The sequence below is a fragment of the Roseateles sp. genome (genome assembly GCF_965262435.1).
GTDB lineage: Bacteria > Pseudomonadota > Gammaproteobacteria > Burkholderiales > Burkholderiaceae_C > Paucibacter_A.
Genome location: NZ_OZ253537.1, coordinates 5519447 through 5535117 on the forward strand (window position 1 = coordinate 5519447; position 15671 = coordinate 5535117).

The following is a 15671-nucleotide window of genomic DNA, read 5'->3' on the forward strand; positions in this document are numbered from 1 at the left end:
CACTCTGAGCACCTGGCAAATCGTGCGCATCGCCGCCGGCAGCTTCATCCTGATTTCGCTGGCCCTGGGCCTGCCGTCCAGCCCGCTGTTTGTCTCCAGCTGGTGGCTGGCCTTCACCGCCTTCGTCGGGCTCAATCTGCTGCAGAGCGGCGTGACGAAATGGTGTCTGATGGAAAGCCTGCTGGCGCGACTGGGCGTGCGCCGCGGCAATTGAGAAGGGCCGCTCGCGCGGCTGCCTTCACTCGACCCGGAAGACCAGCTCGACCGTGGCCTCGCGGGCCTTGGCAATCGGCTCGAAGCGCCACTGATTGACCGCATCGAGAGCGGCCGTGTTGAGCCGGCGATGCGTGGTCTGGATGGCCTCGGCGCGGCCCACTGAGCCGTCCGGCATGACCGTGAAGCGCACCTGAACAGTGCCCGAGCGCAGCGTCGATTGCAGCTGGCGAGGGAACTCCGGCTCCACCATCTTGATGGCCTTGAGCGGGGTTTCCACCACCGGTGGCGGTTCGGCAAAGACAGCGGCGGCAGCAGCCGGTGCGGCCGTCGGCGCCAAGGTCTCGGGCAGCACGGCCGGCACATTTGTCGCGCTCAAGCTGGCCGCGGCCAGCTGGGTGGCTTCAGGGCTCAGGGCCGCGGTCGATTCAGCGCGGCCCGCCTCGACCGCCACATCAGCGACCGTTTCGGTGATACCACGCCGGTCAGGGTTGCCCGCAGCAGCATTGCGCCGCGCACCGGCCGCATCGGCATTGCGCTCAGGGGCCCGGTTATTGTTGGGCTTGGCGGCCACCGCGGCGGGCGCCGCAGCGCCCTGCCCCGGCAAGATGATGGCCGGCTTGGCGCCCGGCTTGTCGGCGTGAAAGCGAATCCACTGGAACACCTTGTCGGCGTCACGCTGGGCCCGCTCGGTGGGGCTCAACTCCGTTTTGGCCTTGCTGGCGTCCGCTCCGGCTTGCGCCTGGGCGGCCGGCACGGCGGCCAGACTGGTGACCAGGGCCACGGCCAGACCCACCAGACTCGGGGCCCGGCGCTTGCTTCGACACATGCTGTGCTCCTTGAAAATGGGGGAATGCGCGCGGCCGCAGACTGCGGCGAACCGAAGTTTAGGGAAGGCCGGGCCTTGCGCTTGCTCGGGTTTGCCCGCAGTACAGAGTGCTGCACCTAATGTGGATATACTGCGGCCTCGCTCCGGGGGGCCCTGTTGTGCAATCGTTCACGATGCACCGGGCTGAGATGTGGTGGAAGCCACGGACCCGCTGAACTTGATCCGGTTGATACCGGCGTAAGAAGAGCCCGACCCCCGCCTGGGGTGCGGGCCCTGGACATGCATCGCACCAGGGCCAGCCGCAGTGAACGCGAACGAGACCACGCCTCAAAGGTGGCGCCCAGTCCGCCCTCACCGCCGCTGTGACACCCCGGCACCATGCCCGTCCTGGGCGCCCGCGTTCCCCAGTCCTGTTGAAGCAGCCCCGCAGCTGCCCGGTCGTGCCCGCCCTTGTGCCGCGCCGCAGCCATGTCAATGCCAGCCCTCGCAGCCCCACCAGCACAGCGAGGAATGCATCACCATGAACAGCATCACCGACCCCGGCCTGCAAACCGCCAGCGCCAGCGACAGCCTTAACACCAGCCTTGAGCTGACCCGCACGCCCCTGCCCGGCTCCAGCAAGATCTATCTCGCCGGCCAGCAACACCCCGAGCTGCGCGTGCCCATGCGCGCCATCGCGCTCAGCAACGGCGAGGTGGTCAGCGTGTACGACGCGTCCGGCCCTTACACCGATGCAGCCGCAGCCATCGATGTGAAGCGTGGCCTGCCCACGCCGCGCGCCGCCTGGGTCGAAGCGCGCCAAGACACCGAGCCCTACGCCGGCCGCGCCATCCAGCTGATGGACGACGGCCTGCGCGAGAGCGCGCAGCAAGAAGCTCTGCTGGCCCTGAGCGCCGGCCTGCGCCGCACGCCGCGCCGCGCCAAGGCTGGCTTCAATGTCACCCAGCTGCACTACGCCCGCCGCGGCATCGTCACGCCCGAAATGGAGTACATCGCCATCCGCGAGAACCAGCGCCATGAATGGATGCGCGAGTACGAGGCCGATGCCGAGCGCGAAGCCCGCCTCGCCGGCACGCCCATGGGTGCAGCCATCCCGCGCATCATCACGCCCGAGTTCGTGCGCGAGGAGGTGGCACGCGGCCGCGCCATCATCCCGGCCAATATCAACCACACGGAACTGGAGCCGATGATCATCGGCCGCAACTTCCTGGTGAAGGTCAACGCCAATATCGGTAACTCGGCCGTCACCTCTTCCATCGAGGAGGAAGTGGAAAAGCTGGTCTGGAGCACCCGCTGGGGCGCCGACACGGTGATGGACCTGTCCACCGGCCGCAACATCCACACCACCCGCGACTGGATCATCCGCAACAGCCCCGTGCCCATTGGCACCGTGCCGATTTACCAGGCGCTGGAGAAGGTCGGCGGCGTGGCCGAAGACCTGACCTGGGCGCTGTTCCGCGACACCTTGATCGAGCAGGCCGAGCAAGGCGTCGACTACTTCACCATCCATGCCGGCGTGCGCCTGCCCTTCATCCCGATGACGGTCAAGCGCCGCACCGGCATCGTCTCGCGCGGCGGCTCCATCCTGGCCAAGTGGTGCATTGCCCACCACCAAGAAAACTTCCTCTACACGCACTTCGAAGAGATCTGCGAAATCATGAAGGCCTATGACGTCAGCTTCTCGCTGGGCGACGGCCTGCGCCCCGGTAGCCTCTCGGACGCCAACGACGAGGCCCAGTTTGCCGAACTGCGCACGCTCGGCGAGCTGACAAAGATCGCCTGGAAGCACGATGTGCAGACCATGATCGAAGGCCCCGGCCATGTGCCCATGCACCTGATCCAGGCGAACATGACCGAGCAGCTCAAGCACTGCGACGAGGCGCCCTTCTACACACTCGGCCCGCTGACCACCGACATCGCCCCAGGCTACGACCACATCACCAGCGGCATCGGCGCGGCGATGATCGGCTGGTTCGGCTGCGCCATGCTCTGCTACGTCACGCCCAAGGAACACCTGGGCCTGCCCAACCGTGACGATGTGAAAGCCGGCCTGATGGCCTACAAGATCGCCGCCCATGCGGCCGACATCGCCAAGGGCCACCCAGGCGCCCGCGCCCGCGATGACGCGCTGTCCAAGGCCCGCTTCGAGTTCCGTTGGCAAGACCAGTTCAACCTCGGCCTGGACCCCGAAACCGCACGCGATTTCCACGACGAAACCCTGCCCAAGGACAGCGCCAAGGTCGCGCATTTCTGCTCCATGTGCGGCCCCAAGTTCTGCTCGATGAAGATCACGCAGGACGTGCGCGAGTACTCGGCCCAGCTGGAGGCCGAGGCCGGCATGGCGGCCAAGAGCGCGGAGTTCAAGGCTCAGGGCAGCGAGATCTACATCCCCATCCAGCCCGTCTGAGATGGGCTTGCAGATCGCCATCGCGGGCGCCGGCCTGGCCGGGCGCCTGTTCGCTTGGGCGCTGAGCCGAGCCGGTCATGAGGTCGAGGTCTTCGAGGCCGGTCCCGGCCCGGAGCCGCGCTTTGACGGCCAGGGCGCGGCCGCCTTCACCGCCGCCGGCATGCTCAGCCCCCTGGCCGAGCTGGACCGGGCCGAGGCCGAGGTGGCCGCGCTCGGTTGGCGCTCGCTGCAGCTCTGGCCCCAGGTCTGCGAGGCGCTGGGGCTCAGGTCTTGCCTGCAAACCCAGGGCAGCCTGCTGCTCGCGCACCGCCAGGACCTGGGTGCGGCCGAGCGGGTGCTGTCCCGCCTGAGTGAGCACCCCGAACTCGGCCGGGCGCAGGCCTTGAGCGAGGCCGAGCTGCAGTACCTGGAGCCCAGCCTTTTGCGCGGGCCGCGCGCCTGGCTGCTGCCCGGCGAAGGCTTGATCCACCCGCCGCGGATGATGGCTGCGCTCCACGATCAAGCCACCGGCGTGCGCTGGCATTGGCAATCGCCGGTGGAGGCCGTGCATGCCGGCGAAATTCGTCTGCACACCGGCCAGCGCATCGCCGCGGACTGGGCCATCGACTGCCGCGGCCTGGGCGCCCGGCCGCAGGCCACGGGCCTGCGCGGCGTGCGCGGCGAGGTCGTGCACCTGAGCCTCAGCGGCCACGGCCTGCAACGGCCGCTGCGCCTGCTGCATCCGCGCCATCGCATCTATCTCGTGCCGCGCACGCCGGATAGCCTGCTGCTCGGCGCCAGCGAGATCGAGAGCGAAGACCGTTCGCCCGTCAGCCTGCAAAGCGCCGTCGAGCTGATGGCCGCCGCCCACAGCGTCATGCCCTCGCTGGCAGAGGCGCGCATCACGCGGCTCGATGTCAATCTGCGCCCCGCCCTGCCCGACCACCGCCCGCTGAGCCTGGCTGAGCCCGGACTGCTGCGCCTGAACGGCCTCTACCGCCACGGCTGGTTGCTGGCCCCCGCCCTGGTTCAGCAGCTCTTGCTGCAATGCGGCCTGGCCTCGCTCGCGGCCCACGAAGAATCTTGCAACGCCCCGACATGAACGCCACCCACATCACCATCCGCCTCGACGAGCAAGACCTGACCCTGCCGGCCGGCCACACCGTGGCCGATCTGCTGGCGCAGCTGCAACGCCCGCCCGAGAGCGTGGGCACGGCGCTGAACGGCCAGTTCCTGCGCCGCGAAGCGCGGGCCAGCACCACGCTTCAAGCGGGCGATCAAGTGCTCTTGTTTCAACCCATCGTCGGCGGCTAAGCCCGATTGCAATACCCCTCCGCCATGACCGTCAACACCGATCTTTTCCAAGTCCCCGGCGCGGCGCTGAACAGCCGCTTCCTGCTCGGCAGCGCCGGCTACCCGGACCCGCAGACCCTGGCGCGCGCGATTGCCGCCTCGGGCACCCAGGTCCTGACGGTCGGCCTCAAACGCACGCTGCAGGCGGGAGACAACGGCTTTGTGGCCGGTGCCCTGCAAGCGGCGCAAGCCCAGGGCGCGCGCCTGCTGCCCAATACCGCCGGCTGCCGCAGCGCGCGCGAGGCCATCAACCTGGCGCAGATGGCGCGCGAGCTCTACGGCACGCGCTGGATCAAGCTGGAAGTGATCGGCGACGAGCACACGCTGCAGCCCGATCCCTTCGAGCTGCTCAGCGCCGCCCAGACCCTGGTGCGAGAAGGCTTCGAGGTCTTCCCCTACTGCACCGAAGACCTGGTGCTGTGCCGCCGCCTGCTCGATGCCGGCTGCCCCCTGCTCATGCCCTGGGGCGCACCGATCGGCTCGGGCCAGGGCCTGAACAACATCGCCGGCCTGCGCAGCCTGCGTCAGCGCCTGCCCGACACCACCTTGATCATCGACGCCGGCATTGGCGCGCCCTCGCATGCCGCCCAGGCCCTGGAGCTGGGCTTCGATGCCGTACTGCTCAATTCCGCGGTCTCGCAGGCGCGCGACCCGGTGGCCATGGCAGGCGCTTTCAAGTCCGCCATCGAGGGCGGCCGCGCCGCCTACCGCGCCGGGCTGATGGCCACACAGGATTTCGCCGTGCCATCGACCCCCGTCAGCGGCCATGCCTTTCTGCTCGGGAGCGCGCCATGAGCGAAGGTGCAAGCTCAACCGTCACAGCGAGGCTCTACCCCCACCCCAGCCTGCCCTCGCCCTGGCCGGCCGAGCCGCCGCTGGCGGACTGGCTGCAAGACCCGGCGCCGCCCGTGATCTGGAGCCTGGCCGGCCACGACAGCGGCGGCGGCGCGGGCCTCTCGGCCGACACGCGCGCAGCGGCAGCCTTTGGCGTGCATCTCTGCCCAGTGCTGGCCGCCGTGACGGCGCAGAACTCGCAAGGCGTGGCGGCCGTCTTCCCGCTGCCCGCCGACCAGGTCCGCGCCCAGTTGCAGGCCCTTGCGCAAGACCTGACCCCGCGAGTGATCAAGACCGGCCTGCTGGCTTCGGTCGCCGCCGTGCAGGCTTTGTGCGAGATCATCGACGCCTTGCGGCGCGATCAAACGGTGCTGCTGGTCATCGACCCGGTGCTGGGCGCCACGGCCGGCGGCGCGGCGTTTTGCGACGAGGCCTTGCTACAGGCCTACCGCGAGCAGCTGCTGCCGCGCTGCGATCTGCTGACCCCCAACCGCCGCGAGGCCGAGCGCCTGCTGGGCCTGCCGCCCGGCAGCTCCGACAGCCCACCGGCCCTGGCCGCAGCCCTGCGCGAGCTGGGCCCGCGCGCGATCTGCATCACTGGTGGTGACGACTCCTCCGCCCCGGCCCAGCGCGAGCTGGCCTTGGATTGGATCGATGTGCAGGCGCCAGACCATCAAGCCCAGGGCTGGCTGGCCCTGCCCCGCCTGCCCAGCCGCCACCACCATGGCACCGGCTGCAGCTTTGCCAGCTCCGCGGCGGCAGCCCTGGCACGCGGCTTTGCCCTGGCCGACGCCCTGGTGCTGGCCAAGATGGCCACCTGGAGCGCCTTGCGCGCCGGCCACGCGGCGGGCGCGGGCGCCGGGCCGGTGCGTGCCGCGCCCGGCTTCATCGCCGACCCCAGCGCCATGCCGGTGCTGAGCTTCGGAGCTGAACCGCTCAATGCCGGCACCGTGGAACGTTGGCGTCATGTTCTGGAAGCAGCGACCAAGGTGCAGCCGTTGGAGATGGGCCTGTACGCCATCACCGAGGACCCGCGGCGCCTGCCCGCGTTGGCCGAGGCCGGCTATGCGCAGCTGCAGCTACGTATCAAATCACGGCCGGGCTTGAGCGAAGCGGCGCTGCGCCAGGCGATCGCTGCCGCCGTCGACGGCTTGAACTCGCACCCGCACGCCACCCTGTGGATCAATGACCACTGGCAGCTGGCTCTGCAAGCTGGCGCCCGCGCCCTGCACATGGGCCAGGAAGACTGGTCGGCTTTGGCGGCCGACCAGCGCCAGCAGATTCTGGACAGCGGCGCTCTGCTGGGCCTGTCCAGCCACAGCCTCTGGGAGCTGGCGCGCGCGCGCAGCATCGCGCCGCACTACATCGCCTGCGGCCCGGTCTGGGCCACGGTCACCAAGGACATGCCCTGGCGGCCGCAAGGCCTGGACAACCTGGCCTGGTGGGTGCGCATGGCCGGCCGGCCGGTGGTGGCCATCGGCGGCATCACCGAGGCCGAGCGCGTGACGGCCACGCGCCGGGCCGGTGCGGCCTCGGCCTGCCTGGTGCGGGCACTTGACCAGGCCGATGCGGCACACTGGCGGACAGCTTGGAAAGCGGGCGGCGCAGAGACCTAGCAGCGGCACAATGACCAGCATGACTTCGTCTTCACGCCACTCCGTCAAGCCGCCCGAGTTCGGTCGCCCCCTGCAAGGCTGGCGCCTGCGCTGTTACACCATCATCTTCGAGGCCGACACCCGCGCCGGCCGGCTCTTCGACCTGGGCCTGATTGCCCTGGTGCTGCTGAGCCTGTTGACCGTGATGCTGGACAGCGTGGCCAGCATTCACGCCGAGCATGGCGGCTGGCTGACCGGGCTGGAGATCTTCTTCACCGCCATCTTCACGGTCGAGTACCTGCTGCGCCTGGCTTGCGTGCGTCAGCCGCTACGCTATGCGCTGAGCTTCTATGGCATCGTCGACCTGCTGGCCGTGCTGCCCACCTACCTGGCCTTCTTCGTACCCGAGCTCTATGCCCTGGTCGATGTGCGTGTGCTGCGCCTGCTGCGGGTGTTCCGCATCCTCAAGCTCAATGCCTATGTGGCCGAGTACGCCAGCCTCGCGCATGCGCTGCGGGCCAGCTCACGCAAGATCTCGGTCTTCATCACCGGCGTGCTGATGATCGTGCTGGTCATGGGCACAGTGATGTATGTGGTCGAGGGGCCGGCCAACGGCTTCACCAGCATCCCGACCTCCGTCTACTGGGCCATCACCACCATGACCACGGTGGGCTTTGGCGACATCACGCCCAAGACCGATCTGGGCCGCGCGATTGCCTCACTGATGATGCTGCTGGGCTGGGGCGTACTGGCCGTCCCCACCGGCATCGTGACGGCGGAAATGAGCGCACTTCGCATGGGCGCCCCTCTCAAGGCCACCACACGCAGCTGCCACGCCTGCCTCAGCGAAGGCCATCAGGCCGATTCCAAGTTCTGTCGGCATTGCGGGGCGGCACTGCCTGCCTATCAGCGCGATTGAGAGCGAAGCAGAGCCAGGGCGGGCGCACTGCGGCAACTGGCGGACTGCGGCCGATCACAGGTCGCGAAGGACTGTCACTTCGCGCCCATTGCAGGCAAGCATCCTCCGCAAAAAGCACCCATTCGCACCGGCGCTTTGCCAGCCGAGCGGGACTATGAGCTGAGGCTTGCCGGCCGCACGGGATTCGAGCCTCGATCGGCGCCAACAGCCCACCGTCCTGCCGGCGCCTGAGCTCAGCGCCCCCCAGACTCAAAGCCTCAGAAAGTGCGCCGGCGACTGGCCCACAGTGCGCCGGTCAAGGCGAGCAGCGTCAGAGCCAGGCTCTGGGGCTCCGGCACTGCGGCGAAGACATCTCCATCGCGCACAGCCAGCACGTACCTGGCGGTGTTCTTGGAGGCGATGTCCTGGAAGCCCAAAAGCATGTGGAAGCCCCAGGCGCTGCTTTTGGGATTGGTCACGTTGTCCGTACCGGACCAGTAGCCACGGGAATCCAGATGTTCGAAATCACCCGAGTTCGTCAAACCATAACCCTCTTGCTGAGCGTAGCTGCCTGGTACCCGTATGCTCTTGTTGCCCAGAACCTGAAAGAACAGGTGCGCCATCTCACTGCCGGTGGTGACGCTGCTGTCCGGGTTGTAGCCACAATCGGTGCCACCCGTGTTGCTGTAGCTGCATCCGTCCTTGCCCTTGTCCACCGTGGTCGGCAAGCGCCAGCCGCTCAGGCCGAAGCGATCCTGCTCGGCCCAACTCTTGGCTGTTGCCCAGACCATCCCTTTGCTGCTGCCGGCACGCAGCCAGGTGACCTTGAAGACCGTGTCGTAGAAGGCTTCAAAGCCATTCGCGGCATTGCCGTCGAGATCACGCCCCAGCAAGGTGGTTTCCCAGGTACCTTGCCCAGACACCGGGCCGGCTTGCGCCAGGCCCGCGCAGCTCAAGGCGCCCAGCAGGGCGACCGTCTTCAAGGTCTGTTTGGTCAAAGCATGCATCGGTTTCTCTCGGGTTGAAGGGTGTGGAAGGCACGGCGGGCTGGCTTCGCCCCACAGGCTCACCAACACTTCAGCCGGGTCAGTGTCCGAACATGCGGACTGCTGCGCAATCCGACCTTGGACCCAAGACCTGGTCTCGAGACCCATCGGCACAAGCGCTGCCGAGCCAAGCGCCGCTCATGAGCCCAGGCCTCAGCCCTCCACCCGCCACCAGCTCGGCAGCAAAGCCCGCACTTCGCGCCGCGCGAAGCGGTCGTCCAGCAGATGGATCACGCCTCGATCTTCGGTCGTGCGGATCACGCGGCCGGCGGCTTGCACCACTTTTTGCAGGCCCGGGTAGAGGTAGGTGTAGTCGTAACCCGCACCCTTGAGTTGCTCTAGGCGGGCGCGGAATTGCTCATTGACCGGGTTGACCTGGGGCAGGCCCAGGGTGGCGATGAAGGCGCCGATCAGGCGCGCGCCTGGCAGGTCCACACCTTCCGAGAAGGAGCCTCCCAGCACCACAAAGCCGATGCCCTGGCTTTCGGGCGTGAAGCGCTGCAGAAAGGCCTGCTGCTCGGCCTCGCTCATGCGCCGCGCCTGCGGCCAGAGCGGCACGCCGGGATGCTCGCGCGCGAACAGCTCGGCCGCTTGCTGCAGGTAATCGTGGCTGCTGAAAAAAGCCAGGTAGTTGCCGGGCCGGGCCTCGAATTGCGCGCCGATCTGGGCCACCAGGGCGGCCAGAGAACGCTGGCGGTCGGCATAGCGGGTGGAGATCTGGCGTGCCACCTTGACCTCCAACTGCGCCGCCTCAAACGGCGAATCCACTTCCAGATAGGCCCAGTTCTCGGGCAGGCCCAGCAGGTCGGCGTAAAAGCCGGCGGGCTGCACCGTGGCCGAGAACAAGGTGGCCGTGTGGGCGGCCAGCAGGCGCGGCCGCAAAAAGGGCGCGGGCACGATGTTGCGAATCGCCAGGGTGGTGTGCAGCTTGGCTTGGCTCTTCGCGAAGCCCGGGGCATTGCTGTTGCGCAAGGTCAAGTCGCAGAGCGAATTGGCGTCAAGCTGCTCGGCCAGGCGGGCAAAGGCCAGGGCTTCGAAGAAGAAGTTCTGCAGCGCCGGCTCCAGCGGCTTGGCCGAGCCGGCCTGTTGTTGCTCGCTGATGGCCGCGGTGGCCTGCTGCAAGGCCTGCATCCAGGCCTCAGGCAGCGCTTTCAAGACTTGGTAGGGTTCGGCCGCTTCATCGCCGGCCGTGCTTTTGCTCAGCTTGGTCCAGGCCCGCTGCAGGCGGTCAAGCGGCGCTTTCAGCGAGGGCGGCGCCACCAGCTTGGCGCCGCGCAAGCTGTCCTGCTCCAACTCGGCCGAGTACATCTTGCGGCCACGCTCGAGCAGGTTGTGCGCCTCGTCCGCCAGCAGGCCCACGCGCCAGCCGTTCTGCTGGGAGAGGCCATGCAAGAGCGCGCTGCTGTCGAAGAAGTAGTTGTAGTCGCCGACCACCACATCGGCCCAGCGCACCAGCTCCTGGCTCAGGTAGTAGGGGCAGACCTCGAAGGCCAGGGCCAGGGCGCGCACGGCGGCCCGCTCCAGCGCCAGGCCACTTTGCACAGCGGCAGCGCGAGCCTGCGGCAAGCGGTCGTAAAAGCCCTGAGCCAACGGGCAGCTCTCACCGTGGCAGGCCTTGTCGGGGTGCTCGCAGGCCTTGTCGCGCGCCACCAACTCCAACACACGCAGGCTGCCCGGGGGGGTCTTCAGCTTCCCCACGCCTTCCAGTGCCAGCTGGCGACCGGAGCTCTTGGCCGTGAGGAAAAACAGCTTGTCCAGCTTCTGGCCCGGCATGGCCTTGAGCATGGGGAAGATGGTGCCCACCGTCTTGCCGATGCCGGTGGGCGCTTGGGCCAGCAGCACCCGGCCCGAGACCGCGGCCTTGTAGACCCCCTCGGCCAGGGCGCGCTGGCCGCGGCGAAAGTCGGCATGGGGAAAGGCCAGAGCCAGCAGGGCTGCTTCGCGCGCCTCGCGGTGCGCCTGCTCTTGCTGCGCCCAGGCGACATAACGCCCGCATTGTTCGGCAAAGAATGCCTGCAGATCGACGGCGCTGTGCGTCTCCGCGAACACGGTTTCGCTCTGCGCCATGACGTCGAAATACACCAAGGCCAGCTCGACCCGGGCCAAGCCCTCCTGCGCGCACAGCAGGGCACCGTAGACCTTGAGCTGGGCCCAGTGCAGTGCGCGGTGGTTGGCGGGCTGAGCGTCCAGGCTGCCTTTGTGGGTCTTGATTTCCTCCAGGCGCTGGCGGCCAGCGTCCCAGCCATCGGCGCGGCCGCGCACGCGCAGACGGGTGCCGCTGTCTGACTCCAGGAAAACGCCGCTGAGGCTCAACTCGGTCTGGTAGCCGCTGCCACGCCGGCCGGCCACCAGGGCATGGCCGGCCATGCCCTCCAACGCCGTGGGTGCCGGCGTGAAGCGCAGATCCAGATCGCCGGCCTTGGCGCTGAACTCGCACAGGGCGCGGACGGCGACGAGCAGCTCTTCGGCTGCAACGAGATCGCTCACACCGTGCTGCCTGGATCGCCGAGCAGATCCGCCTCGGGCTGCGCCCCCGGCTCGCCCAGATGGGCTTGCGGGCTCTCGCCCTCCAGCCGATCGGGCGTGGCCTTGGCCAGCGCCATCCAGACGGCAAATGGCAGCTCGCAAGGCTGGTAGCGCGCCGGGCGCAGCAACTCCATCCGGCCAGTCTCGACCTCGCCATGCAGCACCCAAACGCCGAATTCAGGCGGCAACTCTTCCGGCTCGGCCACGCCCGCTGGGAAGACGTAGTAGCAGGCGCTGCACAGCCATTGGTAGGACTCGCGCTTGGCCGCATGGCGCAGATCGGACTGCAAATCGGCCCGGCTGGCCTTGATCTCGTGCACCACGGGCTGCAGATAGGCCGCCACCGAGGTGTTGCGCACGGAAAAAAGATCGGGGCGGGCCATGCGCCAGGGCCGCTTCGAGCGGGCCTCGTTCGGCGCGTCCAGCAGGTCTTCGCCGAACAACAAGGGCGTCGGCGAAGCCGCCATGGTGGGCACCATCTCCTCGGCCTGAACTTGCGCCCGCAGCGACAGCTCGCGCCAGACGACGCGGCCGTCTTTCTGCATCAGCTGCTCGCTCATGCGCCGGGCCAGACGGTCATGCAGACTCAAGGCCCGCTGGCCACGCTGGCGCGAGGCCGCCAACGCGGCGATACCGGCCGGCGTCAGCTGCAAGGTCTCGTGGCCGCCGGGCGGGCAGCGCAGCTCGACCCAGCCGCCGGCCAGCAGATCGATCTCCAGCGGGTCGCGGCAGGGCCAGCCGCCCGAGCGCCAAATCTTCATCAGGCGGCTGAGCTGGGCACGGCCCAGCGCCGGAGCGGATGCTGCAGAGGCGGCGGAGAGGCTGGAGTCGTCGGAGGCAATCACTGGATAAGTTTACAGTGGCCACTGGGTGATATTACCCCCCCCCTGAATCGCAGTTGAATTCCTGGCCCAAGCTGATCATGCTGGCCTTCACCCAACAGCCCAGGACACTCAGCGATGCCACTGACGTCATCACGCAAGCCCAGCCCCTTGTCTCGCCACAAAGGCTCTATCCTTGGTTTTCGACCCGTTCGCCTCGCCGCACTCGCCCTCGCTGCCTTGAGCCCGAGCGCCTTTTGTCAAACCCAGACTCCGATTCAGGCCCCGGCCAGCCCCAAGCCCGCCGCGACCCTGCTCGCCAAGGCTGCCAGCAATGCCGCCGCCGACCCCGGCCAGCTTCTGATGAGCAACCCGAGCAGCGCGGGCATCCCCAGCAACTGGCAGGTGCAGGCCAGCAGCCTGAGCGGCGAGGTCTTCGCGCCCAAGCAACTCCAGGGCCGGGTGGCCGTGGTGTTCTATTGGTCCACCAACTGCGCCGTCTGCCGCGACACCTTGCCCGAGCTGCGCAGCAACCTCGAAGGCTGGCGCAAGAAACCGGTGGCCGTGGTGCAGGTCAACGTCGACAAGCAGGCCGCGGACTGGCGCAGCTATGAACAGATCCGCAACGTCATGCACAAGCCCGTGCCCGGCCTGTTCTCCTTGCGCATGGACGCCGGCCTGTCGCCGACCAAGCTGCCCCTGACCCTGGTGGTCGACGCTCAGAACCGGGTGGTGCGCCGCTACGAGGGGCGCATCGCGCCGGAGGCCTGGAACGACGTGGCGGATCTGCTGCCCTGAGGCCGCCACCCAGCCCACAGAATGTCGAACACCAGCCGGCCGCTTCATGCAGCAGCCGCCTGCATCGCTTTCCACACTCTGTTTCGCACTGGACCCACGCCGCATGCACATTGCCATCCTCACCTTCGACGGCTTCAACGAGCTCGACTCCCTGATCGCCTACGGCGTCCTGATGCGCGCGCGAACGCCTGATTGGCGCGTCAGCATCGCCAGCCCCGTGGCCCGACCGGTCTCGATGAATGGGCTGACCATCGAAGCTCATTGCACGGTGGAAGACGCGGTCTCCGCGGATGCCGTCTTGATCGGCAGCGGCATCAAGACCCGCGAGCTGGTTCAAGATCCAGCCCTGATGCAACAACTGAAAGGCCTGGACCCGCAGCGGCAGCTGCTGGCCGCGCAATGTTCGGGCGCTTTGATCCTGGCAAAGCTGGGCTTGCTGGGCGGCCAGCCCGCCTGCACCGATCTGACGACCAAGCCTTGGGTGCAGGAAGCCGGTGTCGAAGTGCTGAACCAGCCCTTCTTCGCCCGCGGCAATGTCGCCACCGCCGGAGGCTGCCTGGCCTCCAGCTACCTAGCCGCCTGGTTGATCGCTCGATTGCAAGGCGTCGAGGCGGCGCGCGAGGCGATTCACTATGTGGCGCCGGTGGGGGAGAAGGAGGATGTGGTGAGGCGGACCATGGCTTTGCTCGAAGCCCATATGCCGCTTGGATTGATGGCTAGCGACGCAGCACCTTGAACTGGCTTTTCGCCCCGAGACAGAATGCGAGTCATGACCCAGATCCCATCCCATCTGCGACCCATCTGGCAGGCCTATGCCGACCATATTGGCGACCTCGACGATGAACGCTTCTACGAGGCCTGCCAGTTCGGAGACTCACCAGCCATGATCGACGAACTGGCGCAGCTGGTGCTGGCCGGCCGCAAGCAAGCGACGGCTGGCGCCGTCTGGAGCTACGAAGCCTCAGGTCTTGGGCTGCCGCGCGCCGGCCTGCTCAGCATCGTCACCGATTCACACGAACGCGCGCTGTGCATCATCGAGACCACGCAGGTAAATCTCGTTCCCTTCAATCAAGTCACGGCAGAGTTCGCGGCCACCGAGGGCGAAGGCGATGGCTCCCTGGCCTATTGGCAGCGTGAACACCGAGCCTACTTTCAACGCGAGTGTGAGCTAGCAGAACGCAGCTTCAGCGAAGACCTGCTGCTGGCCTGTGAGCGCTTTCGCGTGGTGTGGCCGCGCTGAAGGCTCCGCAACAGCAAGCACGCAAGCAAGGTCTCTCCTGATCCGAGCTTGGATCAAAGGCCCACTCAAAGCCGACATAATCTTCAGAATGCAGGCCATTTCCCGCGCCAAAAGGCTGCCTTCGACATGATCGTTCCCGAGTACTGGGCTGAGGCCCGAAGAACCGCACAGCTTGGCACCAAGGCCATCGAATTGCGCCGTTTCGGCTGGTCCAACATCAGCCCGGAGGACGCACAAGCCATGGCCGAGGCGCGCGTCGAGGAGGCTTGGGCTCGCCTGCGGGCCGGTGAGACGCTGCCGCACCGGGAACCCAAACTGCCCTATAACGGCAGCGAGGGCGTGCCGATCCGCGAGGAGGTGCTGGCCCGGCATGGCGAGGCCGTGATCACCCGCAATGCCTATGGCGCCCATTGCCTGAACACCGAGCAGGCCTTGTTTGCCGACATCGACTTCACGTCTGAGTTCAGCCTCAAGTCAGGCCTGCTTGGTTTCGCCCTGCTGAACTTCCTGAATCTATTGCTTGCGCTGCAACTGCGCAGCAGCGGCGTTTTCCTTCTATGCATGCTGGTCTCGATGCCCTTCTCGGCGGCAGCGGCCCGGCAGGTCGAGCGCCTGTTGGTGGGCTTGCGCGGTGGCCGCTTGCACCTGGCCCGGCAGCGCATGCAGGTATTTCTGTCGACGCACCCTGACTGGAGCCTGCGCCTGTATCAGACGCCGGCGGGCCTGCGCGTGCTGGCCACTCAACAGCCCTTGGCAGCGCGCTCGGCCGAGGTGCGGGCCTTCTTCCAGGCCGTTGCAACAGACCCTGTCTATGTGCGCATGTGCCTGCACCAGAACTGCTTTCGCGCTCGCCTGAGTGCCAAGCCCTGGCGCATCGGCATTTCGAACTCGATGCGGCCGCGCCCCGGCGTCTGGCCGGTGAGCCCAGAAAAGCTGCCCATTCGTTCCGCCTGGATTGAAGGGTACGAGGCCAAGGCCGCAGGCTATGCCGCCTGCCGCTACCTGGAGACGCTGGGCACGGGCCAGATTCACGCCGAGCTGCAAGACCTGGTGGACCTGCATGACCGCGAGTCCGGCGCCTTGCGCCAGGATGCGCCCCTGGCCTGAGGGAAACGCGCAGCGCCAGCGGCCG

General features: G+C 67.6%; 15 protein-coding genes and 1 riboswitch. Of the genes, 11 read left to right on the plus strand and 4 right to left on the minus strand.

Going from position 1 to position 15671, the window contains the following annotated elements; all coding sequences use genetic code 11:
- The first annotated feature begins 4 nt into the window (after positions 1–4).
- On the plus strand, positions 5–214 hold the full coding sequence (locus ACQY39_RS23675; RefSeq protein ID WP_263519176.1) for a YgaP family membrane protein: 210 nt from the start codon (positions 5–7) through the stop codon (positions 212–214).
- A 24-nt stretch (positions 215–238) separates the two neighbouring features.
- On the opposite strand, the gene ACQY39_RS23680 is transcribed toward ACQY39_RS23675, so the two are convergent.
- The gene (locus tag ACQY39_RS23680) at positions 239–1042 is read right to left on the minus strand and encodes a TonB family protein (RefSeq protein WP_428510487.1); all 804 of its coding nucleotides are present in this window, start codon (positions 1040–1042) and stop codon (positions 239–241) included.
- 134 nt (positions 1043–1176) lie between these two features.
- Positions 1177–1303, plus strand: a riboswitch (TPP riboswitch).
- A 259-nt stretch (positions 1304–1562) separates the two neighbouring features.
- Here ACQY39_RS23680 and thiC point away from each other — a divergent pair.
- From thiC to ACQY39_RS23710, 6 genes are read left to right on the plus strand one after another with little or no spacing between them, the layout of a single operon-like run.
- Entirely contained in the window at positions 1563–3449 is a 1887-nt protein-coding gene (gene thiC, locus ACQY39_RS23685; protein ID WP_428510489.1) for a phosphomethylpyrimidine synthase ThiC, read from the plus strand.
- A gap of 1 nt (position 3450) precedes the next feature.
- The gene (locus tag ACQY39_RS23690; protein WP_428510491.1) at positions 3451–4530 is read left to right on the plus strand and encodes an FAD-dependent oxidoreductase; all 1080 of its coding nucleotides are present in this window, start codon (positions 3451–3453) and stop codon (positions 4528–4530) included.
- Complete coding sequence (gene thiS, locus ACQY39_RS23695) at positions 4527–4742, plus strand: sulfur carrier protein ThiS (protein ID WP_428510493.1); 216 nt, start codon at positions 4527–4529, stop codon at positions 4740–4742. The genes ACQY39_RS23690 and thiS overlap by 4 nt, the downstream gene beginning before the upstream one ends.
- Before the next feature lie 24 nt (positions 4743–4766).
- Positions 4767–5576: a thiazole synthase gene (locus ACQY39_RS23700; protein WP_428510495.1), complete on the plus strand. Its 810-nt coding sequence runs from the start codon at positions 4767–4769 to the stop codon at positions 5574–5576.
- Positions 5573–7231 carry a PfkB family carbohydrate kinase gene (locus tag ACQY39_RS23705; RefSeq protein WP_428510497.1) on the plus strand — a complete coding sequence of 553 codons (1659 nt, stop codon included), beginning with the start codon at positions 5573–5575 and terminating at the stop codon, positions 7229–7231. The genes ACQY39_RS23700 and ACQY39_RS23705 overlap by 4 nt, the downstream gene beginning before the upstream one ends.
- A gap of 10 nt (positions 7232–7241) precedes the next feature.
- Positions 7242–8129: an ion transporter gene (locus tag ACQY39_RS23710; protein ID WP_428510499.1), complete on the plus strand. Its 888-nt coding sequence runs from the start codon at positions 7242–7244 to the stop codon at positions 8127–8129.
- A 257-nt stretch (positions 8130–8386) separates the two neighbouring features.
- Here the strand turns inward: ACQY39_RS23710 and ACQY39_RS23715 are convergent, their stop codons facing one another.
- From ACQY39_RS23715 to ACQY39_RS23725, 3 genes are all read right to left on the minus strand, one after another.
- Positions 8387–9115 carry a PEP-CTERM sorting domain-containing protein gene (locus tag ACQY39_RS23715; RefSeq protein WP_428510501.1) on the minus strand — a complete coding sequence of 243 codons (729 nt, stop codon included), beginning with the start codon at positions 9113–9115 and terminating at the stop codon, positions 8387–8389.
- A gap of 192 nt (positions 9116–9307) precedes the next feature.
- Positions 9308–11641 (minus strand): ATP-dependent DNA helicase, encoded by a 2334-nt coding sequence (locus ACQY39_RS23720; RefSeq protein ID WP_428510503.1) that lies wholly within the window; start codon positions 11639–11641, stop codon positions 9308–9310.
- Positions 11638–12525 (minus strand): hypothetical protein, encoded by an 888-nt coding sequence (locus ACQY39_RS23725; RefSeq protein ID WP_428510505.1) that lies wholly within the window; start codon positions 12523–12525, stop codon positions 11638–11640. The genes ACQY39_RS23720 and ACQY39_RS23725 overlap by 4 nt, the downstream gene beginning before the upstream one ends.
- 216 nt (positions 12526–12741) lie before the next feature.
- Between ACQY39_RS23725 and ACQY39_RS23730 the strand changes: the two genes are divergently transcribed.
- The 4 genes from ACQY39_RS23730 to ACQY39_RS23745 all read left to right on the plus strand — a co-directional run bounded on the left by ACQY39_RS23730 (position 12742) and on the right by ACQY39_RS23745 (position 15646).
- A complete protein-coding gene (locus ACQY39_RS23730; protein WP_428510507.1) occupies positions 12742–13299 on the plus strand; it encodes a TlpA family protein disulfide reductase in 558 nt (185 codons plus the stop codon).
- Positions 13300–13402: 103 nt separating this feature from the next.
- Complete coding sequence (locus tag ACQY39_RS23735; protein WP_428510509.1) at positions 13403–14035, plus strand: DJ-1/PfpI family protein; 633 nt, start codon at positions 13403–13405, stop codon at positions 14033–14035.
- Between the two features lie 33 nt (positions 14036–14068).
- A complete protein-coding gene (locus tag ACQY39_RS23740; RefSeq protein ID WP_428510511.1) occupies positions 14069–14539 on the plus strand; it encodes an ASCH domain-containing protein in 471 nt (156 codons plus the stop codon).
- A gap of 126 nt (positions 14540–14665) precedes the next feature.
- The gene (locus tag ACQY39_RS23745; protein WP_428510513.1) at positions 14666–15646 is read left to right on the plus strand and encodes a hypothetical protein; all 981 of its coding nucleotides are present in this window, start codon (positions 14666–14668) and stop codon (positions 15644–15646) included.
- Positions 15647–15671: the final 25 nt, after the last annotated feature.